Origin of the sequence: Bacillus sp. 17RED48 (assembly GCF_019837545.1) — a bacterium.
In the GTDB taxonomy this organism is placed as follows: Bacteria; Bacillota; Bacilli; order Bacillales; family Bacillaceae_G; genus Bacillus_A; species Bacillus_A wiedmannii.
On sequence record NZ_JADAXG010000002.1, the window covers coordinates 461,282 to 482,708 of the forward strand.

Consider the following 21,427-nt stretch of genomic DNA (forward strand, 5'->3'; position numbering starts at 1 on the left):
TCACTATATTTTACAATACACCCCAGATTTTTTAGTATTCGGCATTTCCCCTATGAATCCCCTAGTCATATATAATGAAAAGTGATAAGATGTTGAATTGTTAAGATAAGAACATTTTCTGGATTATGGAGGAAATGTCATGAAAAAAGAAAAGAGACACTCTATTCGAGAAACAATGAAAAAAAACTTAAGAAAAGAATACTTTTACTTAAAAAAAGAATTACTTTTCTACTGTCCAATTGATTTAGGCACATTCTCAAGCGAGACATACTATGCTGCTTTCGATGAAGATGGCATCAGTATTTATCAGTATGATAAAAAAACAGAGAGTAAATTAAAACTGTGTGAGCGTCACCCGTGGAAGAGTTGGAATAAAGTGAAGGTGGATCATTATTTGACAACTTCTCAATTTATTTTTCAAGGTGAGCGAAACTGGATACTATCCCTTTTCCAAAAAGGAAAAGAAGCTCAAAAAATAATTGAAGAGCACACATCTTTACAAACTGAAGTTGTTTCCCGTTCTTTCTTGAAAAAACTTCCAGGGTTCCGTTCTAATGCACCGTTGAATAAATACATCGGCAGCATTTGCTACACTGCACTTATTGCATTTTTATTAAAATGGATGATTCCATTTCAAGCGCCACAAATCGCCCTGTACTCCATTTCAATCGGTTGTATGCTTCTTGGTTTACTTTGTTTGACAATCGGTTTAATTGAACCGACTATTGTACTATTTCGAACGAACGAAAAAACAAGAACGAAAGTATTTTACTTATATAGCTACTTAGCTATTTCTGGATTTATATGTGTCTTTATTTTTTGGTAAAAAAAGAGCTAGTTAAACTAGCTCTTTTTTTACTTTACGTATAATTGTTGATTTGGATAAATTCGATCTTGCTGCAGTCCATTTTTATCTTTAACTTCCTTAACTGACATACTAAATTTCCGTGCAATACTAACTAAAGTGTCCCCTTTTTGGACGACATATAAGGATGAGGAAACAACTTCATTTCTCTGTTCATTTAGAACAAGCAATGGATTCATCGCATTCTTTTTCGCCATCGTCCATCTTCCTTGATGAACTTCTAAATGTAAGTGTGCACCTCTCGATTCTCCTGTATTTCCTACTTCTCCAATTATTTCTCCTTTTGAAATATAATCCCCTTGAACTACATATCTCTTATTTAAATGCGCATACACGGCCTCATATTCTCCATGTTTAATAAATACAACGTTTCCATAACTACTTGAATAATAAGACTTTGTTACCTTACCTTCTTGAATAGCTGCCACAGGCGTGCCAATCGGTGCCGCTATATCTATACCGTAGTGTTTTCCATGCCTTGTCCCAAAATAATCACTTATCTGCCCTTCAACAGGCCATGTCCATTCATTTCCCTCTGCGTACACATGTAATTGAGATAAAAACAATACCATCAATAACATGACGCCATATTTTAACACTTTCATATACATCCTCCGTTTTCTAATTAACACCATACCTCCTCTTATTTTGGTATATTACAGAAAAAAGTATACAAAAAAAGAAAGTGAATCACTCCACTTCCTTCTCGTTTTTATCACGAAAAACGATTGCACTGCGATTATACTCCACATCTTTTACTTGTAATCGAGCGTTTATTACTCTAGCTACCGCAAACAAATAATCAGATAATCTATTTACATACTTTAGAACAACTTCATTTATTTCCCCTTCTTTTTGCAAGGACACTACACATCGTTCTGCTCGCCTTACAACTGTACGTGCAATATGAATAGCAGCTGCCGACTCGCTTCCACCCGGTAAAATAAAACGCTCTAATGGCGGTGCTTCTTCTATATACGAATCAATCCTTCTTTCTAAGCTTTCAACCATTTTGATCGTTACTTTATAAGGTATTTTCCCCTCTACTATCGCCAAGTCTCCCCCGCAATCAAATAGTTCATGTTGAATATTTTCAAGTTCATTGTAAATATCTCCAAAAGACCCGCCTTGTAGCTTAGTCATTGCATATCCAATATGAGAATTCGCCTCATCTATCGTGCCATATGCTTCAACTCGGATATTATCTTTATCCACTCTACCGCCTATTACACTTGTTGTCCCTTTATCTCCTGTTTTCGTGTATAATTTCATCACTTCACGACACCCCTCTTATTATTCTTCATTCGACTGAGATAGAAAAAAAGTTCTACTATTATTTATTTAATTGATTTTACAAAAAAATAAAAAACAGTAGAACTTTATTCATTATCAACTTTAAAAACGTATATCTAAATTATACGATTCGGTAAATATACAGAGAATGTAGTTCCCTCTCCAACAACACTTGAAACAGCAATTTTACCATCATGGCCTTGCACAATGTTTTTTGCAATCGCAAGCCCGAGCCCTGTTCCACCTTTTTTCCCACGTGTTCTTGCTTTATCAGCTTTGTAGAAACGATCAAATAAAAATGGAATATCTTCTTCTGGAATACCAGCGCCCGAATCTTGTACTTCAAAAGTAAGACCATTATTTTTCGTATCGATTACAAGCGTTACATATCCGCCTGCATTCGTATGACGAATTGCGTTATCAATTAAATTCGTCAATACTTGTTCCATACGATCTGCATCAAACGGGTATTGCTCAATTGGATTTTGGAAATCAACCGTTAATGCGACTTCTTTGTCCTTTGCAATCCCTTGGAATTTACGACCTATTTTTTCAACGAAAGGATGAATATCAACTTCACCTATATGTAACTCTACATTACCACTTTCCATACGCGCTAAATCTAATAATTCATTTACAAGTTTACCTAAACGAACGGATTCATCATAAATGATTTGAACAAACTCATTAATTTCTTCTTTCGTTTGCACAATATCATCTAAAATCGCTTCACTATACCCTTGAAGCATTACCATCGGTGTACGAAGTTCATGTGATACGTTCGCAATAAAGTCTTGACGCATCTTCTCAAGACGGCGTTCTTCCGTCATATCACGTAATACAGCTACAGCACCGCGAATTTTCGTTTGGTTGTACAGCGGAGTCATAAGAACTACATAGTTCCCTTTTTGTAAATTAATTTCAACCACTTGTTGTTGTTCGCTTTCTACAACGAGATGGAATAGTTCAACAAGTTCAGAAGGTAGTTTTTTACTGAGCTCGACTTCCTTTTCCTCTTGCCAAACTTGTAAGAAATGTTCAGCCGGCGGATTAATTACAACGACTTCACCTTCTTGATTTAACGTAATAACCCCATCTGCCATACTACTTAAAATACTAGCTAACTGTTCTTTTTCTTGCTGCAGGGCATTCATATTAAACTTCAACTGTTTCCCCATTTGATTTAAGGCCGTTGCAAGCTCACCAATCTCGTCCTGAGATACCATAGGAGCCTTCGCATCAAACTTCCCACGCGCGACCTCAAAAGCAACCTCACGCATTTTACGGAGTGGTGCTGTAATTCGAGTAGATAAGAAGAATGCAAAGAACGTTGTTAATATAATCGCTATCCCTGCTGATAAGAATATAAAATCAGTCGTTCTCTCCATACCTTGTATCGGTACTTGTAAAGATTCATATACGAACACTGCACTTTGATTTTTTGAATGCATTGGTTTTCCGACAATCATAATATCATTTTCAGTGTTTTTATTCTTTCTACTATTAGAGGCTTTTCTAATGTTATTCTTAATTTCTTTTTTGTCTGTAAAAACAGCCGCTAATTCTTTATCTTCTTTCAAATCATCCATTGTAAGAGTGACTAATCCTTCTTGTTTCGGCGAAGAAGATATTTCTTTACCATCTTCTACAATAATGATCCTTGAAAGTGGATCAGAGAATTTGTACGCGATATTCTCAATCGTTTTTACATCGGCACCTTCTTCAATTAACTCTGAAACACTTGTTGCAACTTTTTGAAGCCTAGCTTCACTCATATCAACATAATATGTTCTAAAAAACTGTGAAAGTAAAATCGCAACAAATCCAAGCACAAACGAAACGAGAAGTAATATGGTCATCCATAACTTCCCTACTACACTTCTCCAAAGCATCAGTCGTTCACAACCTCAAACTTGTAACCTACGCCCCAAACGGTAACAATCATCTTCGCAGCATCTGGTGATTTTTTGCTTAACTTCTCACGTAAACGCTTTACATGCGTATCAACTGTACGTAAATCTCCAAAGAATTCATATTGCCATACTTCTTTTAACAATTGCTCACGATCAAATACCTTATCAGGCGCTTTCGCTAAGAATAATAGTAATTCGTACTCTTTCGGTGTTAAGTTTACTTCATTACCATCTGCTGTAACACGGTGTGCATCATTATCAATTGTTAAATGAGGGAACACAGTAACATCTTTTGTCGTTGTATCTTGTGTAAAGAACGTTGTTGGTACAGAACGGCGTAAGACCGCTTTCACACGAAGCACTACTTCACGTGGGCTAAATGGTTTCACAATATAATCATCAGTTCCTACCTCAAACCCTTGTACTCGGTTTACTTCTTCACCTTTTGCCGTCAACATAATAATTGGCGTCGCTTTCTTCTCACGAACCCCTTTACACACTTCAATACCATCTTTACCTGGCATCATAAGATCTAATAGGATCAAATCGTAATCATTTTGTAACGCCATTTCTAAAGCTGTATCACCATTGTCCGCTTCTTCAATTGTGTATTGTTCTCTTTCTAAATACATTTTCAACAAACGACGAATACGATCCTCATCGTCTACAATTAAAATTCTTGATTCATTTTCCATTTCTACCCGTTGCGTACTTTTACCACAACGGTTTACACCTACCCTTCTACACTAGTATGTTGCGCTATTCTCGTTTATTTAAGCAATCTTCTAAATGTTTCACTTCCCATATTATGCTTCACAAGAATAATAAAGTTTGTTCATTTTTTTTCCAAAACTATGTATTTTTTTTGAACAGTACATAATGTCCTCGACATCATTTTACAAAATCAACCGCTACTTTGTCATGTTTTTCTCAAAAAAGAAGAAAAGTTGACAAAAATAAAATAGGAAAGTGACATTCACTCTCCTATTTTATTTCTCTATGCGTATGAATGTAAACCCGCGATAATTAAGTTTACTACAATAAAGTTAAACATAATGATTGCAAAACCAATTACCGCTAACCACGCTGACTTCTCTCCGTGCCACCCTTTTGATAAGCGTAAATGTAATACCGCCGCATAAAAGAGCCAAGTAATAAGCGCCCAAACCTCTTTTGGATCCCAGCCCCAAAAACGCGTCCACGCTATTTGTGCCCAAATCATGGCGAAAATTAATGCACCTAATGTGAAAACTGGGAATCCAATTGCAATAGAACGATATCCGATTTCATCCAGTAAATCACTATTTGTATTCTTTACTAACGGCTGAAGTGCTGCCGATACTCGTTTGCGTAAAACAAGTCTTAATACAATATAAAGTAATGTCCCAACTAACACTGACCAAATAACAGTATTTAATTTTTTCGCATTTACAATCGCTGGAACTTCAACTGTCGGTTCTAATTTATTTTCTGTCAATAACTTTCCTTCGTGCGGTCCTACTAAAGCCGGAAGATTGTACTTCATTTCCACTTGTTGTTCATTTTTATCAATCCATTGAAACTTCGCTTCATATTTCATACTAGAAAATACCGTTGTCACTGCAATAAAACCAACTGTACAAACAAGTGTGAACACTACCGTTTCTAACCAAAATGTACGTTTACTTCTCGTTGATTGATCTACATTTTTCAATAAATACATAACACCCGTAATAAAACTAATTGCTAAAATTGCTTGTCCTGCTGCTGCAGTCGTCACGTGAATATGTAACCAATTACTTTTCAAAGAAGGAATAAGCGGAGATATTTCCCTCGGAAACATACTTGCATAGGCAATTAATAAAAGCGCAACTGGTAATGCAAAGAGTCCGATTATACTTACGCGATACATAAAATACATGACAATAAATGCTCCGACAAGCATCATGCCGAAAAACGTACCGAACTCAAAAAAGTTACTAACTGGTGCATGTCCTGATGCAATCCATCTCGTAACAAAATATACTGTTTGTGCAATAAACCCTAAAATTGTAATCGTTATTCCTATATTTGCCCATTTATGACCTTTTTCTTTAATTGCTCCCCCGAAAAATAGAGTTGCAATTAAATATAAAATAAATGCGGTAAAGAGAAAGTTACTACTTATTTGCACCATATCGTTTCCCCACCTTAACTAATTTTTTTATCCACTACTTTATCGCTTGGCTGTGGAATTGCTGTACCTTCTAGTACTCTTTCAATATCTTTCTTTAAACCGAACCAATTTTTATTCGTATGTCCTGCAATCCACCATTCATCATTAACGCGTTGTATCCAAATACGGCGATGATTCCAATACATCCCTTGAATGACACCAACCATAAATATAAATCCTCCAATACCGAGAATCCAAAGCGTTAAATCTTTCCTTACAGTAAGTGCTGTTGCATTTTGCATTTCAACACCTGCAAAGGACATTTTATATTTGTTATTCCCATCTGGTTCTATATTTTGCTGAATACCAACAAAACTCACTTCACCATCTGGTGTTTCAGGCGTAAACATTTTAAACACAAATGCAGGGTTGTTTGGTAATTTCGTTCTCGTATTTGGTCTTCCATTCTCGTCAAAATAAAAATCAGGGAAATAGCTTAATAGTTCTAAAGAATAACCATTTCCTAAATCAAATTTTTCTGTAGGATTCGTTAAATCTACTTTAATCGGTCCCCACTTTTGATTATTTTCTTTGTTTTGCAAATGGAATGACATGCTTTTAAATTCACTTTCTTTGTAATCCACTTGATATACAGCAAATTGATCAAATTTCAGCGGTTCATTCACTCGAATTTCCGCTTCTTTTACTTTTTCTAATTTCGGTTTTTGTCCTGCTATATTTTCGCCGACCGCTTTATATAATACAGCATTCGTTTGGAAGTTTTTCGCAATCATTTTATCACCTACACGGTCAATTGCTTCATCAAAAACTTCCTTGTCCTTACTTTTATCATAAACTTCCTTTATAAATTTCTCGTTTTTTAAATAGTATTGACCATCCGTTCCTGGTATTTCTTTCGTTTCACCATCACGTAACCAAAGCGCTTCGTCTACGTACATACTCGGTAAAAAACGGAGCATTGCACCGAATAAAAAGATAATGAGACCGATATGATTCACATATGGACCCCAGCGTGAAAACCGTCCCTTTTCAGCTAAAATGTTACCGTCTTCCACTTTCACATTATAGTTTGCTTTCTTTAAATTCTTTTGCACTCTTTCCAAGTCACCATCTTGTGGTGTACCAGTCCCGTATAATCTTTGTCTCTTTAAAAAGCTAGGGTGTCTTTTCACCCCTTGCTTCTTTAAAGCTTTATAAAGTGGTATAACACGGTCTAAGCTACATATCACCAGTGAAATACCTATTGAAGCAATTAAAATCATATACCACCAAGAACCGTATAAATTATTAAATCCTAATTGATAGTATAATTGCCCTAAAAACCCATATTCTTGCTTATAATACTCAGCTGGTGCAATCCCTGGAGTTATGTACATTTCTTGCGGAAAAATAGTTCCTATCGCTGATGCAGCTAAAGTGATTACAATGAGCCAGACACCCACTTTTACAGAAGAGAAAAAGCTCCAAATTTTATCGACTATCGTTTTTGTTTGTGTGAGAGATCTCCGAGCACTCCCCTCATAGCGCATATCCAATAGTTTTATATTTTCATTACTTTCAAATGGTTTCCCACATGCTTCACAAAAAACAGTTCCTATTGGATTAACATGTCCACATTCACACTTAATTTCTTTCAACACTCTCACCGCCCCTATATCTATATGTACTATTGTATATTCTAACCTCAAGTTACCGCAATACTCAGAATTTTTAAATCAGAGGCACTATAAGTATGCACCTCATATGTAAAGGCTTTCTTTATTACGGAGTAATTTTCTTTAAATATTCTTCTAACTGTTCTTTCGTTTGTTCACCTATAATTTGTTCGACTACTATTCCATCTTTATCAATCAAAAAGCTTGTCGGTAATGGTCCTACCCCATATGTGCCTATGATTTTTGTTCCTTTATCAATAGCAACTGGGAATTTCAAATCATATTGTTTCACAAAGTTCTTAACAGCAATATCTGTTTCATCTGCATCTAACGCAATAATTTCAACACCTTTTTCTTTATACTTTGGATATAATTCGTTCATATAAGGCATTTCTTTCTCACACGGTTTACACCAAGTGCCCCAAAAGTTTAAAAATACACCTTTTCCCTTTAAATCTTTCAGTTCAATTTTCTTTCCTTCTAAATCTGTCACAACAAAGTTAGGTGCTTCTTTTCCAATTTGCATTTTCTCTTTATCAGCAAAAAATCCTTGATAAAGTGTAAATCCTACAGCACCGCTTAAAATGAGCAGAATAATAACGCGAAATAATAAGCGATTTTTTTTCATATTGTCTCCCCTCTCTTCGACGAGTGATAAATATATGTATTTTTTAATAAATCACCAGCGGAGCATTCCACTGGTGAAAGTTTCACACTATCGATTAGCGCGGCTTTGTAGAAGCCAATGCACGTAATTGTTTCACCTCATGTGGTGACAATTCTCTCGCATCACCAGGTCGCAAGTTACCCACTTCTAAAAAGGCGTAGCGTTCACGCTTTAGTTTCACTACTTTACAATCTAACGCTTCAAACATGCGGCGTACTTGACGATTACGTCCTTCATGAATCGTTAATTGTACAATCGCAGTCTCTTTACGCTTGTCCCAAGAAATAATTTTCACTTGTGCTGGTGCTGTTTTCCCATCTTCTAATGCAACACCTCGTTCTAACATGCGAATTTTCTCACCTGTTAATGGCCCTTTAATTTTTGCAACATATGTTTTTTCAACTTTATATCTCGGATGCATTAATACATTTGCAAATTCCCCATCATTTGTCATCAATAATACGCCAGACGTATCATAATCTAAGCGTCCGATTGGGAATAAACGTTGTCTAATTTCAGGGAAAAAGTCTGTTACAACACTTCTTCCTTTATCATCTGATACACTTGAAATTACGCCAGTTGGTTTATATAGTAAAAAATAAACAGGTTCTTCTTTTTCAAGAGGGATGTTATTTACTTCTACTTTATCTTGAGGAGTTACTTTCGTTCCTAACTCCTTCACTATTTTTCCATTCACTTTTACTTTTCCTTGCTGAATTAATTCCTCAGCCTTTCTTCTCGATGCAATACCTGCTTGCGCAATCACTTTTTGTAATCGTTCCATTTCTTTTTTTCACCTCGAATTTATCTTACCTTACATTAGAAAGACTTGGCAACCGCATACGCTTGACGGCTTTTCGCTTCATCTTACTTAAACAACATAGCGATGATAATAAACATATAAAGGGCAAATCATGTTTTTACCTTTTATTATTGTCCATATTCTTCATATTGCTCACAATAAAAGTTCATCATTTTGTCAAAAATACCGCATAAAAAAACCACTATTAAGCAACACCTTAATAGTGGTCGTATACGTATTATAAGCGAAATAGCATAAAAAATGAATAGCCGCCTTACTTAAACATTAAAGAAACAAACACAATTGAACAAATAATCCCGATTAAATCGGCAAAAAGTCCTACTTTTAATGCATCTCCCATTTTTCTAATTCCAACAGCTCCGAAGTATACTGTTAAAATATAAAAAGTCGTATCCGTACTCCCTTGCATCGTAGAAGCCAATCTTCCAATAAACGAGTCTGGCCCATATGTGGCAATTAAATCGGTCGTAATACTTAAACCAGCAGATCCTGAAATAGGGCGTATAAGTGCTAGTGGAACAATTTCTGCTGGGACATGAATTAAATCTAACATCGGCTTCATTACTGATATCATTGCATCTAATGCACCTGAAGCTCGAAATATAGAAATAGATACGAGCATTCCAACCATAAACGGTAAAATGGAGATTGCAATTTGAATTCCTTCTTTTCCTCCCTCAACGAACGATTCATAGGTTGGTACTTTCTTTATCGTGCCATATAAAAGGATAAAACCAATTACACAAGGGATTACCCATAATGAAATTGTATTTACAATACTCATTTTTTCCGCCCCTTCCTACTCCTTCTTCGGTAAAAATAGCGGTCAATCCAAATCGCTCCGATCATAGAGAGTACTTGTGCAATGAATGTTACCCCAACAATTTCAGTAGGATTCGCTGATTCATACGTCATTCGAATCGAAATGACAGTAGTAGGAATTAAAGTAATCGCTGATGTATTTAACGCGAGAAACGTCACCATAGAACGGCTCGCCGAATCCTTTCCTCCATTTAACTCTTTCAATTGTTCCATCGCTTTAATACCAAGAGGGGTTGCTGCATTACCTAGCCCAAAAAAGTTCGCCATCATATTCGATAAAATAAATCCCATTGACGGATGATCTTTCGGTATTTCTGGAAACAACCTTTTTACTATCGGCATAAAAAGTGCCACTAACTTTTTTAACAACCCTGCTTCCTCTGCAATTTTCATTAAACCGAGCCAAAATACTAATACACTAATAAGTCCTATACAAATTGTTACTGCGTCTTTGGCTCCGTCAAATACGGCTTTATTTATTGCTTCCATCGTCCCATTTATCATGGCATATACAATCCCTATGACTGCCATCGCTACCCATACGAGATTAACCATCGCTCCCAACACCTATCATATGAGAAAAAATTTCTTTCACATTATTCCAATACATTCCCGTCGTAGCTACTAACTTTCGTTTACTATAAAATAAATTCCGTTCTCCAACTTTCTCGTTGCCAACATAAATTTCTGTCTTTCCAACTTTTACTCCATCCTTAAGTTTTGCACTTTTATCGAGTTCAACTTTTAATATGACATTCTTTCTTTCTTGCTCAGTTAAAGGCACCGCAAAACTATTTTTCATATAAACATGATTGGCATATTTCTTTTCTGTTATTTCAGCAAGAGCTCCTTGTCCTACAACGTTCGTTTGCTTGAAACGTTCAAAACCTTTATCAAATAAATTCATATGATCATCCCAATCGCTAGAAGCGCTCAAAGTTACGACAATTAGATCTAGTCCATCTTTTGATGCTGTTGTAACAAGTGTCCGCCCTGCTTTCTTCGTAAAACCTGTTTTTCCTCCTGTCGCAAATTCATAATAAGACGTCACGAGTTTATGTTTGTTTTTCCACGGATAATCCCACGAATCTGATTTATACGTTTTCGTCCCAAAAATCTTCTTAAAGGTTTCGTTCCCCATTGCATACTTCGTTAAAAGTGCCATATCATAGGCTGATGAATAATGGGATCCATCTCCATCCAAACCATGTGGGTTTGAAAAGTGAGTATCTTTCATTCCAATTTGTTTCGCCTTTTCATTCATTAAATATACGAATCCTTCTATACTTCCTCCTACATTTTCAGCAATTACTTGCGCTGCATCATTACCAGATCTAAGCATGAGTCCATATACTAAATCCTCTAACTTTACTTTCTGTCCAGGCTTTAAATAAATTGCTGATCCTTCTACTCTCACCGCTTCATTACTAACCGATACCATTTCTTTCATTTTTCCTGATTCAGCAGCTAACAAGGCTGTCATAATTTTTGTTATACTAGCAATTTTTTGTGGCTCATGTTCTGCTTTTCCGTATAATACACGACCGGACTGTTGCTCCATTAATACAGCATTTCGAGCACTGACATTACTGTTCATCTTTGCATATGTAGGAATTGGCATAACGCTTGCGTACATAATAAGAAGCGTGATTATTACACAAATTCGTCTCATATTTCCCCCCACGTCCTTTTGGCACTTTTTGTACAAGTGTATGCTTGGCCTTTTAAAATATGAACGAAATCTCTTTCTCTTTCTAATAAAAAAGACGCAGAGAACCTGCGTCTAATACGGTGTCCATTCAATTTGTTTCGCACTTTCAAATCTTTTTTCTACATCAGGCCAATTTACAACATTCCACCAGTTTTTAATATATTCATCTTTTCGATTTTGGTATTGTAAATAATACGCATGTTCCCACACGTCTAGTACGAGGAGCGGTATCGTATCCCATTGTGTAAATAATTGATGAAGTGTACTCTGCAAAATTTCTAATCTTCCAGATCGTGGTACCCAAACGAGAAGCGCCCAGCCTGATCCTTCCACTTTAGAAGCTGCTTCTGTGAAATGTTTTTGAAAACGTAAAAAACTCCCAAAATCTTGTTCAATCTGTTGTGAAAGAGCCCCTCTTGGACTTCCGCCACCATCTTTTTTCATGTTATTCCAAAATATCGTGTGTAAGTAATGACCTGATCCATGAAAAGCCGCTTCTCTTTCCCAATGCTTAATTAAATCAAATTGATTTGTTTTTCTCGCTTCTTCCATCATCTTCTCTGCCTTATTTAATCCTTCCACGTAACTGCGATGATGTTTATCATGGTGTAACATCATAATTTCTCTAGAAATATACGGTTCTAACGCATTATACGGATAAGGTAATGGTGGAAGTGTATGCCCTCCAATTGGAACAGCTCGTTTACTATCCCCTCTTTCATATAGTTCATATTCCTCTTCTCCCTGCACGAATACTTCCTGCAAATGATGCTGAATATGTTCTACATCATCACTTATTTCATACATAAACTCTGCATCTGTATCATACTCATGCTCTTTCATACGATCTAATAACGTTTGAATTTTATAAGCAAGCATATGGACATCATACACTTCCATTGCACGGCTATCCAATACGTGAAGAACACTTTCACACCAGCTTTCTACTTCATGAAAGTAATCTGTAAATACACCTTGCTGACTCATGTTACACCTCCTTAATGCTATCCCCATAAATATATTCAAAGGAAATCCCTTATATAACTTTACAAAAGGAAAAGAAGCTAAGTCCCCTTAGCTTCTTTTTCGCAATTAATATTTGTGTAACATCTTTGTTTGGTAATCCGTCTCATAATATTCTAGTTCTTCTCGCATCAATTGAAATTTACCTTCTAAACTCTTCATCACTTGCTCTATAGATGCTGGTGGCGTTTGTTGAAAAACGATGGAGTTTTTCCCTGTATAGGCAGACCGACTATTTTCATACCAATGATCACTCTTTGGTGAGAAAAACTCTGCAATTACTTGATGATAAATTTTATATAAAATTTTCTCAGCTGCTGTTTTTCGAAATGGCTGGCTATTTAACAAAACAAAACATGCATCATGTCCTTCTTCACAAAAAACGAGAAGACGTCTCATTGATGCTAATAACCCTTTATAATATTGCTCGTTCCCTGCTGGTGTTTCTTCTAATAAAGAAGGCAACGTATGATAATTTACATAATTGGTTATCAAAGTAATAACATCTTCTAAAAACATAGAAACTTGTTCTGTTTGATTTTCAACCATCAGATTAGACATTTTTTCCCTCTCCTTTGCCATTTCACGCTATTTCTACTCTTTTATTTTTATGTAATTCAGCCAATATTTCTTGTACTTTCACCACTGTTCCCTCATCAAAATATTGTTGGAATGCTTCTATATTATTTAAATATAAACGTTTTTGCATGCGATGCTCATTCTCTTTCAATAAACAACATATCGCTACAATATCTCGTAAATATATGTCTTGTTCTTCTACTTTACATACTGGATTTCCTTCAAAAGGAGTAATTTCTTGTAAAATTTCTTCAAAATATCGAACGTATAAAACGGAAAAAGTTCTTTCTTTATTATTTAATATATATGTCACTTCAGATCTATTAAAGAAATCTTCTGATGTATTAGGTTTCGCTTTCTCTAACTCATATCCCGCATAACCTATTATAATCATCTACTTCCCCTCTCTTCCTTCTTTCAATTCATTTTAACTTAATTTTCTGACAAACGAAATACTCTTTTAAATATAACCCATATAAAAAATAGCTTCCCTATACAGGAATTTACCTTTTTATTTTTCTTGAAGTTTGTCATAATAATATTATTGTCTCAGTTTTCTTATACAAGGAGAGTTGTATTTATGTCGTTTTCATGGAAACGTTTCTTACAAATCGGGAAAATTATCTTCCCATTTGTTGTATTAACAATTGTATTCTTTCAAGCAAAAAAAGAATTAGCAGGCATTTCTTTTTTAGAAGCAATCAATACAATTAAAAACATTCCAACCGGAGGAGTTTTTTTAGCAATTACACTTGGTGCATTTGCCGTATCAACAATGTTCTTTTATGACTATGTTATGCTTCGTTATTTAAAAGCTGATATACCAGTCCAAAAGATTTTTCGTATCTCATGGATTGCTAATACTTTAAATGGATTTATTGGGTTTGGTGGTCTCGTTGGAGCTGGTGTACGCACAATGCTTTATCGTCCATACATAAAAGAAAATGGCAAACTTATTAAAAGTATTGCCTGGATGACAACCGCTTTTATTAACGGACTCGCAATTCTTTCTTTCCTCGGTCTTATTGGAATATTAGACACAAGTTTTATTTTGCATGAAAAACCGTGGCTATGGCCTGTTCTTATTTTCTTCGCCCTTTTCGTCCCTATATACATTGGCTTTTCTAAACTAAAAAATAGAAAATCAAAGCAAACCGAAGAGCAAGAAGAGGGGGAAGAAGAGAAAAATCCAACTGTTTTATACTCATTAGTTTCATTAGTTGAGTGGGTATCTGCCGGTATTGTTATGTACGTCATACTAATATTATTTGGTATCGATATCGAATTTCAAAAGTTTTTAGGTGTGTATGTAATTGCTGCTTTAGCTGGTGTTGTTAGTCTTGTTCCTGGTGGACTTGGTTCATTTGATCTTGTCTTTTTAACTGGGCTCGGACAATATGGCATTGATACAGGCGTATTACTACCTGCCATGTTATTATATCGCCTCGTCTATTACATTTTACCTTTCTGCCTTGGTCTTATTTTTGCAGCTTTTGAAATGACAGGCGTGGCCATTAAAAAGTTTGAAGATAAACCTTTTATTGCGCCTGCATTAGAAACAACTGGTGTTATATGGACTTTGCAGCGTGATTTTCTAGGAAAACTAGGTTCATGGGCCTCTGCTGCTTTAACAGTATTTGCTGGATTAATGGTTATTTTATCGACCATTCTACCGACAAGTATAAACAGAGCACACGCCTTACATATTCTAGCTCCAAAACATCTTATTCAATTTTCTTTTAGCTTATCACTAACATTTGGTATTCTCCTCCTGATCCTTTCACGAGGCATATATTATGGAACAAAACGTTCTTACTATATGACGATTATTTCTTTAATCGGAGCAGCCATCTTTAATACGCTAAAAGGGATTGATATTGAAGAGACGTTTATTTTATTAATCGTACTCGCTGTATTATATATGCTTCGTAAAAGATTTGTACGCGAGAAAATGGAAGTCTCACTTTCTGATATGGTCAAAGTTTTTATATTCTTACTCATCACTTTATATTTATATAAAAACTTAGGTATTTTATTTGCAGGTGCAAAAGAAGCTTTTAAACCTGATTTTGTCGTTCGTAATATTACGCAAGTGAAACGAAGTGCATTAGCAGCTGCCTTTTTCGTTCCTACATTTTTACTGATTGGCTCACTCATTGCCAATCGTTATCGAAATGAATTTCCCGGGCAACCAGCTAATGATAAAAGATTGCAAAACTTTTTAGATGAACATGATGGTAATGTACTTAGTCATTTAGGATTTTTAGGAGATAAACAATTCTTCTTCAGTAGTGATGGGAAAGCGCTCCTTCTCTTCTCTATAACTGGAAAACGTCTCGTTGTGCTAGGTGATCCAATTGGGGCTCCTTCCTCCTACCGTACTGTGTTACAAGAGTTTTTAGCTGAAGCTGATCGATTTGGATACATTTGTGTATTCTACCAAATAGAAAGTAAATGGATGAGTTTATATCATGATTTTGGTTATAACTTCTTTAAACTTGGTGAAGAAGCTGTCGTTGATTTGAACACATTTACAATAACAGGAAAAAAACGCGCCGGTATGCGAGCAACTTTCAACCGTTTTGAAAGAGAAGGCTATACATTCTCTATTCACCAGCCACCGTTCTCAAACGAATTATTTGAAGAATTAAGAAAAGTTTCAGATGCGTGGCTCGGCGGAAAAAAAGAGAAAGGTTTTTCCCTCGGATATTTTGATCGTGAATATATTAGCCGTGCTCCTATCGCTACATTATGTGATGCGGATGGAAAAATCATTGCATTCACGACCTTTATGCCCGTATATCAAGACGGATCATTGTCTGTTGATTTAATGCGCTATTATCCAGATGCGCCTAGCGGCATTATGGATGCAATTTTCATCCACCTATTCCAGTGGGCAAAAGAAAATGAATACCACTCCTTTAATATTGGTATGGCCCCACTTTCAAATGTAGGTTTATCGACACAATCTTTCTGGTCTGAACGAGTTGCTGCTGCCATCTTTAATAATGTTCGTTATACGTATAGTTTTAGCGGGCTACGTCATTTTAAAGAAAAATATAAACCAGCATGGAGCGGTAAATATTTAGCATTTAGAAAGAATCACTCTTTACCAATTACAATGCTCTCTGTAACAAAATTAATAGGAAAACGAAAAAACAGCTAAACATTTAGCTGTTTTTTCGTTTTTGAACTTGTACAATAAATTCTTTTTCATATTTCTTACCATTTATATAGAAATCTCCCCATATTTTATACGTTCCTTCTATAGGAAATGTAATACGATATTGTAATTGCTCATCTGTATCAACAGGTATTGCGTATAAAAAGTTTTCTCTCGTTTCGTCCACGATATAGAGCGCCTCTACTTCTCCTCTCTCTGAATGTAATTTCAATTTGTCACCCTTTTTCGCTTGGAATTGAAATGTTAACGTCGCTGGTTCATTCGGATGCAATGCACCAAATAAAAGAGAAACTTCATACTCCCCTATTTTTTTTGTAAGTACACTATCGATTGGAAATTTTACTTTTTTCTTATTTTTCTCCTCTATTTCTCTCCCAAAATCTTTCTTCGCAAATGATTTCACAGATTTATTTTTGTCTTCATATAAAAATATTGTATACCCTTCATCTTTCGCTATTTTGGAAGATACCTTATAGGATCCATTTCCTGCAAATGTAGGTTTCATTTGTTGTACATGCTTTAATTGTCCGTCTACAATAACTGCCCGAATTTGATCATTCACACCACGAACTTCGTTATTTTTATTATTTAGTAATTGAAATAAAATATCTACTTTCTCATTTCCTTTTCCATTTGACACATCCCATTTTACTTCCTGAACATCACCTACAGTCTCTGTAGTTTCCTGATACTTTTTTATGTAAAATCCTCCTACTACAATAAATAGCAAAGCAACAAGTCCAATGACAAGATTTTTCAAAACATCACCTACCATTTTTATTGTCTCTGTTCATACAAAACTTCTTACATATATATTCTAGATTATGATTTATGAAATCCTCCTGCTTTGCACATATTACAAATAATTAAAAGATTTTAATTGAAAGGATTGATAGTGTATAATGCAAATGATATTGATTTCTATCGATACATTATAAGGAGGACTTTTCATGAGTGTACATATTGAAGCAAAACAAGGCGAAATTGCTGAATCTATTCTATTACCTGGTGATCCATTACGTGCAAAATATATCGCTGAAACATTTCTAGAGGACGTTACTTGCTATAATAACGTGCGTGGTATGTTAGGTTTCACTGGAACTTATAAAGGAAAACGCGTATCTGTTCAAGGTACAGGTATGGGTGTTCCTTCTATTTCTATTTATGTAAACGAATTAATCCAAAGCTACGGAGTTAAAAATTTAATTCGCGTTGGAACTTGCGGTGCGATTCAAAAAGACGTAAAAGTACGTGACGTTATTATTGCAATGACAGCTTGTACGGATTCTAATATGAACCGTTTAACATTCCCAGGTTTTGATTTTGCACCAGCTGCAAACTTTGACCTTTTAAAGAAAGCTTACGATGCTGGAACTGAAAAAGGCTTACACGTTCGTGTTGGTAATGTTTTAACAGCAGATGTATTTTACCGCGAAAGCATGGACATGGTTAAAAAACTTGGAGATTATGGTGTACTAGCAGTAGAAATGGAAACAACTGCTCTTTATACATTAGCGGCGAAATACGGTGTAAATGCGTTATCTGTATTAACAGTAAGCGATCACATTTTCACTGGTGAAGAAACAACATCTGAAGAGCGTCAAACTACATTTAACGAAATGATTGAAATCGCTTTAGATGCAGCAATTCAACAATAATACATTAAAGAACTCGTCATACGTCTGTCGAGTTCTTTTTATGTGACTTTTTACTAAAAACTACTTTCGGAAGAGACAGATTTTCTCCTCTACTTTTTTGTAACGTTTGTTATAATAAAGAAATCATTTACAGTATTTCTCACAAGAGGTGACGCAGTGAAAAACAGAAGTATCGTCTTTAAACTATTTTTATTAACATCAACATTATTTACAATCATATTCCTCCTTTTTTTCTTAGGACAATCTCTATTTTTAGAGAAATTTTATATTAATAAAAAAGTAAAAACAGTTCAAACTGCTTTTGAAAAATTCGTAGCTAATTATGAAAAAAGCGAAAAAGACCCTGAGGAAGTTAGAAAACTAAAACAAGAATTTCATGATAAAACAAATGCTGATATGCAATTTTTAAATTCTGAGGGCATTATTAAAAGTGACAACAATTACTACATTGATGTAATTAATCCTAAAAATAATGAAACATATTTCATTCCACTCAATAATCTTTTAACGCCTGAAGAATATAAGAAATTCGAAAACTTAGGATTGAAAAAAGATGGCATGATAAACGTCGTCGGTTTGGTACGAGGGAAAACAATAACACCACTAGAATTGACAACAAATTATAATCGATGGCAAAACGAACGTTTCAATTCAGATTTTCAATCCATTAATGGCAACTCTTCTAAAAATAGACTTACAAACCGCTCCAAAACTGTGACTCAAATTGAGTTTACTGGTATTGTATCTAAATTACAGCTTCCATCAAAAGCCGAGGTTCGTCTTGCAAATGATTTTGAAACATTACAAGCCGTTCAATATTTTGCAGACATTATTAGAAATGGCACTGCTAACTCGCACCAATTAAACACTTATATAATAGATGGTGGAGAGAATATAAAAAATAGTATCTTTGTAAAACCTATTGTGGAAAATGGAAAAATTACAGAATACGCTTTTGCCATAGCGTCTTTGCAACCTGTTAATGAAGCAATGCTCGTTTTAAAGGATTATTATGTCTATGCCTTAATCATCGTTTTTCTCGTAATTATTTTATTATCCTTCTACTATTCAAAAATCATTGTGAAACCATTAATTAAAATGAATCGCGTTACAAAGAAAATGGCCAATTTTGATTTTAGTGAGAAATTACCTGTAACAGCAGACGATGAAATTGGTGGGCTTTCCGGCAGTATTAATACGTTATCTGTAAACTTAAAAGACCGAATCGATCGATTAAATGTTGCCAATACAAAATTGCAACAAGATATTGAACGTGAACGTCAATTGGAAAAAACGCGAAAAGAATTCATTTCTGGTGTATCACATGAATTAAAAACACCACTCAGTGTAATTAGAAGTTTCGCAGAAGGAATTAAAGATGGCGTTAGTAAAGATACGACATATTACACAGATGTTATTTTAGAAGAAACCGAAAACATGAACAGACTTATTGTTGAAATGTTAGAATTAGCAAAATTAGAATCAGGTACGTACAAACTAGATATGACGACATTCTCAATCGGTGAATTAATTCAACAAGTCTATACAAAGTTATTATTTAGCATGGAGGAAAAGCATTTACAAGTGAACATAGATGTAGACTCTTCGATAGTTGTTAAAGCGAATCGTAGTCGTATTGAGCAAGTAGTTGTGAACTTACTTAGCAATGCAATTCGCTATACGCCAGATGGAGAAAAAATACAAGTCTCCGTTATAGCAATGGAAGATACAGTAAAAGTCGAAATCGAAAACACAGGAAACCCTATCCCTGAAGAAAGTCTTGAAAAAATTTGGGATCGTTTCTACCGTTTAGATGCATCTCGTAGCCGTCATACTGGAGGTACCGGTCTCGGGTTATCTATTGTAAAAAACATTTTAGACCTCCACCATGCCGAGTACGGTGTATATAACACGACTAATAGTGTTGTATTCTACTTTAATTTACAAAAAGTAAAAGAAGTCAAATAATTTGTCTTAATTTCACTAGGAGTTCACATGAAATTCACACTCTCCCTTTATAGTAAGAAACAAGTTAATCCTTTCCTTTACACACATAAAAGAGGAGAGTGCGTGAAATGAAACAAGCAGGACAACCTATTCAAAATGAAAAACAATTAGAAACTATCAAAAATATACTTTTACAATCTTCGAAACGTGATGGCTTATTATTCGTATTAGCTGTAAATTCTGGCTTAAAAGTAAGTGAAATCTTACAATTAAAAGTTAGTGATGTAATTGATGAAAATGAAAATGTTCGCCATTCCATTTTATTTTACAATGAAAAAGTAAAAAAACATAAATGGTTTGCTGTAAATGAAGACTTACAGCACGCGATCGAAGACTACATGAAAGAACGTAAAACTTGGAAACGTAATGAACCATTATTAAAGTCTCAAAAAGGAACGAAATCTATTACGAGACAACATGCATGGTACATTTTAAACAAAGCTGCAAAAGAAGTTGGATTAGAAGGGATTAGCTCACATACACTTCGAAAAACTTGGGGATATTGTGCATACAAATCAGGTGTTGATATCGCATTTTTACAACACTTCTTTGATCATAGTACTCCATCAAAAACTTTAAAGTATATCGGTATTGCTTAATAACTCTTATACATAAAAAAGGTTACCATTTATAAATGGTAACCTTTTTTATGTTTCACATTCTCTTTTCTTGTCTTGTCTCTCCTATATTGTAGTGGTACTCTAATAGTAAGGGGGAGAAATTATGAACACATTAACAATTGAATTACCGAAAGAAACGGCTGAAAAACTTGATTTATTAAAACAAGCTTATGAAAAGAAAACAGGTGCTTCCATTTCTGAGAGTACTCTTGTTCAAACACTTATCTCAAAAGAGTTTATCCAAGCGATAACTCCTTTTGATTTACAACAATTCATCACTGGAAAAGAACAGCATTAATTGCTGTTCTTTTTTTTGATACTTTATCAATGGTTTACTGGATACCCCGAAAAACTTCTTTGCATCAGCCACACTTTTTTAGAAATCTATCTACTTTTAATGTCTCATAAAAAGTTTTTTATTTATTTTTCGGAAAACTATTGACATTGATAAT

General features: G+C 34.9%; 21 protein-coding genes. 6 read left to right on the forward strand and 15 right to left on the reverse strand.

The window, feature by feature from the left end; all coding sequences use genetic code 11:
- Positions 1-139: 139 nt before the first annotated feature.
- Positions 140-826, forward strand: a complete 687-nt coding sequence (locus ILT06_RS09035; RefSeq protein WP_000711806.1) for a hypothetical protein — start codon at positions 140-142, stop codon at positions 824-826.
- Positions 827-855: 29 nt separating this feature from the next.
- Here ILT06_RS09035 and ILT06_RS09040 read toward each other — a convergent pair whose 3' ends face one another.
- The 14 genes from ILT06_RS09040 to ILT06_RS09105 all read right to left on the reverse strand — a co-directional run bounded on the left by ILT06_RS09040 (position 856) and on the right by ILT06_RS09105 (position 13,900).
- Positions 856-1,470 (reverse strand): peptidoglycan DD-metalloendopeptidase family protein, encoded by a 615-nt coding sequence (locus ILT06_RS09040; RefSeq protein WP_064476628.1) that lies wholly within the window; start codon positions 1,468-1,470, stop codon positions 856-858.
- 85 nt (positions 1,471-1,555) lie between these two features.
- On the reverse strand, positions 1,556-2,137 hold the full coding sequence (locus tag ILT06_RS09045) for a cob(I)yrinic acid a,c-diamide adenosyltransferase (RefSeq protein ID WP_064476692.1): 582 nt from the start codon (positions 2,135-2,137) through the stop codon (positions 1,556-1,558).
- 137 nt (positions 2,138-2,274) lie between these two features.
- A complete protein-coding gene (resE, locus tag ILT06_RS09050; RefSeq protein ID WP_222655025.1) occupies positions 2,275-4,050 on the reverse strand; it encodes a sensor histidine kinase ResE in 1,776 nt (591 codons plus the stop codon).
- Positions 4,050-4,766: a DNA-binding response regulator ResD gene (gene resD / locus ILT06_RS09055; protein ID WP_000426862.1), complete on the reverse strand. Its 717-nt coding sequence runs from the start codon at positions 4,764-4,766 to the stop codon at positions 4,050-4,052. The genes resE and resD overlap by 1 nt, the downstream gene beginning before the upstream one ends.
- A 302-nt stretch (positions 4,767-5,068) precedes the next feature.
- Positions 5,069-6,226 carry a cytochrome c biogenesis protein ResC gene (gene resC, locus ILT06_RS09060; RefSeq protein ID WP_064476629.1) on the reverse strand — a complete coding sequence of 386 codons (1,158 nt, stop codon included), beginning with the start codon at positions 6,224-6,226 and terminating at the stop codon, positions 5,069-5,071.
- Between the two features lie 14 nt (positions 6,227-6,240).
- Entirely contained in the window at positions 6,241-7,866 is a 1,626-nt protein-coding gene (gene resB, locus ILT06_RS09065; RefSeq protein WP_064476630.1) for a cytochrome c biogenesis protein ResB, read from the reverse strand.
- Positions 7,867-7,987: 121 nt separating this feature from the next.
- A complete protein-coding gene (gene resA, locus ILT06_RS09070) occupies positions 7,988-8,509 on the reverse strand; it encodes a thiol-disulfide oxidoreductase ResA (RefSeq protein WP_064476631.1) in 522 nt (173 codons plus the stop codon).
- 94 nt (positions 8,510-8,603) lie between these two features.
- Positions 8,604-9,332 carry a 23S rRNA pseudouridine(2605) synthase RluB gene (rluB, locus tag ILT06_RS09075; protein WP_064476632.1) on the reverse strand — a complete coding sequence of 243 codons (729 nt, stop codon included), beginning with the start codon at positions 9,330-9,332 and terminating at the stop codon, positions 8,604-8,606.
- A 292-nt stretch (positions 9,333-9,624) separates the two neighbouring features.
- A complete protein-coding gene (gene spmB, locus ILT06_RS09080) occupies positions 9,625-10,155 on the reverse strand; it encodes a spore maturation protein SpmB (protein ID WP_000029511.1) in 531 nt (176 codons plus the stop codon).
- The gene (gene spmA, locus ILT06_RS09085) at positions 10,152-10,748 is read right to left on the reverse strand and encodes a spore maturation protein SpmA (RefSeq protein WP_000247805.1); all 597 of its coding nucleotides are present in this window, start codon (positions 10,746-10,748) and stop codon (positions 10,152-10,154) included. The genes spmB and spmA overlap by 4 nt, the downstream gene beginning before the upstream one ends.
- The gene (dacB, locus tag ILT06_RS09090; protein ID WP_064476633.1) at positions 10,741-11,865 is read right to left on the reverse strand and encodes a D-alanyl-D-alanine carboxypeptidase DacB; all 1,125 of its coding nucleotides are present in this window, start codon (positions 11,863-11,865) and stop codon (positions 10,741-10,743) included. The genes spmA and dacB overlap by 8 nt, the downstream gene beginning before the upstream one ends.
- 111 nt (positions 11,866-11,976) lie before the next feature.
- Entirely contained in the window at positions 11,977-12,891 is a 915-nt protein-coding gene (locus ILT06_RS09095; RefSeq protein ID WP_222655026.1) for a superoxide dismutase, read from the reverse strand.
- A gap of 105 nt (positions 12,892-12,996) precedes the next feature.
- Positions 12,997-13,488 (reverse strand): YpuI family protein, encoded by a 492-nt coding sequence (locus ILT06_RS09100; protein ID WP_016133998.1) that lies wholly within the window; start codon positions 13,486-13,488, stop codon positions 12,997-12,999.
- A gap of 22 nt (positions 13,489-13,510) precedes the next feature.
- The gene (locus ILT06_RS09105; RefSeq protein ID WP_064476635.1) at positions 13,511-13,900 is read right to left on the reverse strand and encodes a hypothetical protein; all 390 of its coding nucleotides are present in this window, start codon (positions 13,898-13,900) and stop codon (positions 13,511-13,513) included.
- A 186-nt stretch (positions 13,901-14,086) separates the two neighbouring features.
- On the opposite strand from ILT06_RS09105, the gene mprF reads away from it, so the two are divergent.
- Positions 14,087-16,672 (forward strand): bifunctional lysylphosphatidylglycerol flippase/synthetase MprF, encoded by a 2,586-nt coding sequence (gene mprF, locus ILT06_RS09110; RefSeq protein ID WP_064476636.1) that lies wholly within the window; start codon positions 14,087-14,089, stop codon positions 16,670-16,672.
- Positions 16,673-16,676: 4 nt separating this feature from the next.
- Here the strand turns inward: mprF and ILT06_RS09115 are convergent, their stop codons facing one another.
- On the reverse strand, positions 16,677-17,465 hold the full coding sequence (locus ILT06_RS09115; RefSeq protein WP_064476637.1) for a hypothetical protein: 789 nt from the start codon (positions 17,463-17,465) through the stop codon (positions 16,677-16,679).
- 175 nt (positions 17,466-17,640) lie between these two features.
- Here ILT06_RS09115 and deoD point away from each other — a divergent pair, with 175 nt between their 5' ends.
- From deoD to ILT06_RS09135, 4 genes are all read left to right on the forward strand, one after another.
- Positions 17,641-18,348 (forward strand): purine-nucleoside phosphorylase, encoded by a 708-nt coding sequence (deoD, locus tag ILT06_RS09120; protein ID WP_000110707.1) that lies wholly within the window; start codon positions 17,641-17,643, stop codon positions 18,346-18,348.
- Between the two features lie 156 nt (positions 18,349-18,504).
- On the forward strand, positions 18,505-20,316 hold the full coding sequence (locus ILT06_RS09125) for a sensor histidine kinase (RefSeq protein WP_088048394.1): 1,812 nt from the start codon (positions 18,505-18,507) through the stop codon (positions 20,314-20,316).
- Between the two features lie 107 nt (positions 20,317-20,423).
- Positions 20,424-20,954, forward strand: a complete 531-nt coding sequence (locus ILT06_RS09130; protein WP_000806236.1) for a tyrosine-type recombinase/integrase — start codon at positions 20,424-20,426, stop codon at positions 20,952-20,954.
- A 124-nt stretch (positions 20,955-21,078) separates the two neighbouring features.
- Entirely contained in the window at positions 21,079-21,273 is a 195-nt protein-coding gene (locus tag ILT06_RS09135; protein WP_001094858.1) for a DUF3924 domain-containing protein, read from the forward strand.
- Positions 21,274-21,427 lie beyond the last annotated feature (154 nt).

Bases quoted from the DNA above. Each gene is read 5' to 3' on its own strand.
- ILT06_RS09035 (WP_000711806.1), top strand. From the start codon at position 140: ATGAAAAAAGAAAAGAGACACTCTATTCGAGAAACAATGAAAAAAAAC.
- ILT06_RS09040 (WP_064476628.1), bottom strand. From the start codon at position 1,470: ATGAAAGTGTTAAAATATGGCGTCATGTTATTGATGGTATTGTTTTTA.
- ILT06_RS09045 (WP_064476692.1), bottom strand. From the start codon at position 2,137: ATGAAATTATACACGAAAACAGGAGATAAAGGGACAACAAGTGTAATA.
- resE (WP_222655025.1), bottom strand. From the start codon at position 4,050: ATGCTTTGGAGAAGTGTAGTAGGGAAGTTATGGATGACCATATTACTT.
- resD (WP_000426862.1), bottom strand. From the start codon at position 4,766: ATGGAAAATGAATCAAGAATTTTAATTGTAGACGATGAGGATCGTATT.
- resC (WP_064476629.1), bottom strand. From the start codon at position 6,226: ATGGTGCAAATAAGTAGTAACTTTCTCTTTACCGCATTTATTTTATAT.
- resA (WP_064476631.1), bottom strand. From the start codon at position 8,509: ATGAAAAAAAATCGCTTATTATTTCGCGTTATTATTCTGCTCATTTTA.
- rluB (WP_064476632.1), bottom strand. From the start codon at position 9,332: ATGGAACGATTACAAAAAGTGATTGCGCAAGCAGGTATTGCATCGAGA.
- spmB (WP_000029511.1), bottom strand. From the start codon at position 10,155: ATGAGTATTGTAAATACAATTTCATTATGGGTAATCCCTTGTGTAATT.
- spmA (WP_000247805.1), bottom strand. From the start codon at position 10,748: ATGGTTAATCTCGTATGGGTAGCGATGGCAGTCATAGGGATTGTATAT.
- dacB (WP_064476633.1), bottom strand. From the start codon at position 11,865: ATGAGACGAATTTGTGTAATAATCACGCTTCTTATTATGTACGCAAGC.
- ILT06_RS09095 (WP_222655026.1), bottom strand. From the start codon at position 12,891: ATGAGTCAGCAAGGTGTATTTACAGATTACTTTCATGAAGTAGAAAGC.
- ILT06_RS09100 (WP_016133998.1), bottom strand. From the start codon at position 13,488: ATGTCTAATCTGATGGTTGAAAATCAAACAGAACAAGTTTCTATGTTT.
- ILT06_RS09105 (WP_064476635.1), bottom strand. From the start codon at position 13,900: ATGATTATAATAGGTTATGCGGGATATGAGTTAGAGAAAGCGAAACCT.
- mprF (WP_064476636.1), top strand. From the start codon at position 14,087: ATGTCGTTTTCATGGAAACGTTTCTTACAAATCGGGAAAATTATCTTC.
- ILT06_RS09115 (WP_064476637.1), bottom strand. From the start codon at position 17,465: ATGGTAGGTGATGTTTTGAAAAATCTTGTCATTGGACTTGTTGCTTTG.
- deoD (WP_000110707.1), top strand. From the start codon at position 17,641: ATGAGTGTACATATTGAAGCAAAACAAGGCGAAATTGCTGAATCTATT.
- ILT06_RS09130 (WP_000806236.1), top strand. From the start codon at position 20,424: ATGAAACAAGCAGGACAACCTATTCAAAATGAAAAACAATTAGAAACT.
- ILT06_RS09135 (WP_001094858.1), top strand. From the start codon at position 21,079: ATGAACACATTAACAATTGAATTACCGAAAGAAACGGCTGAAAAACTT.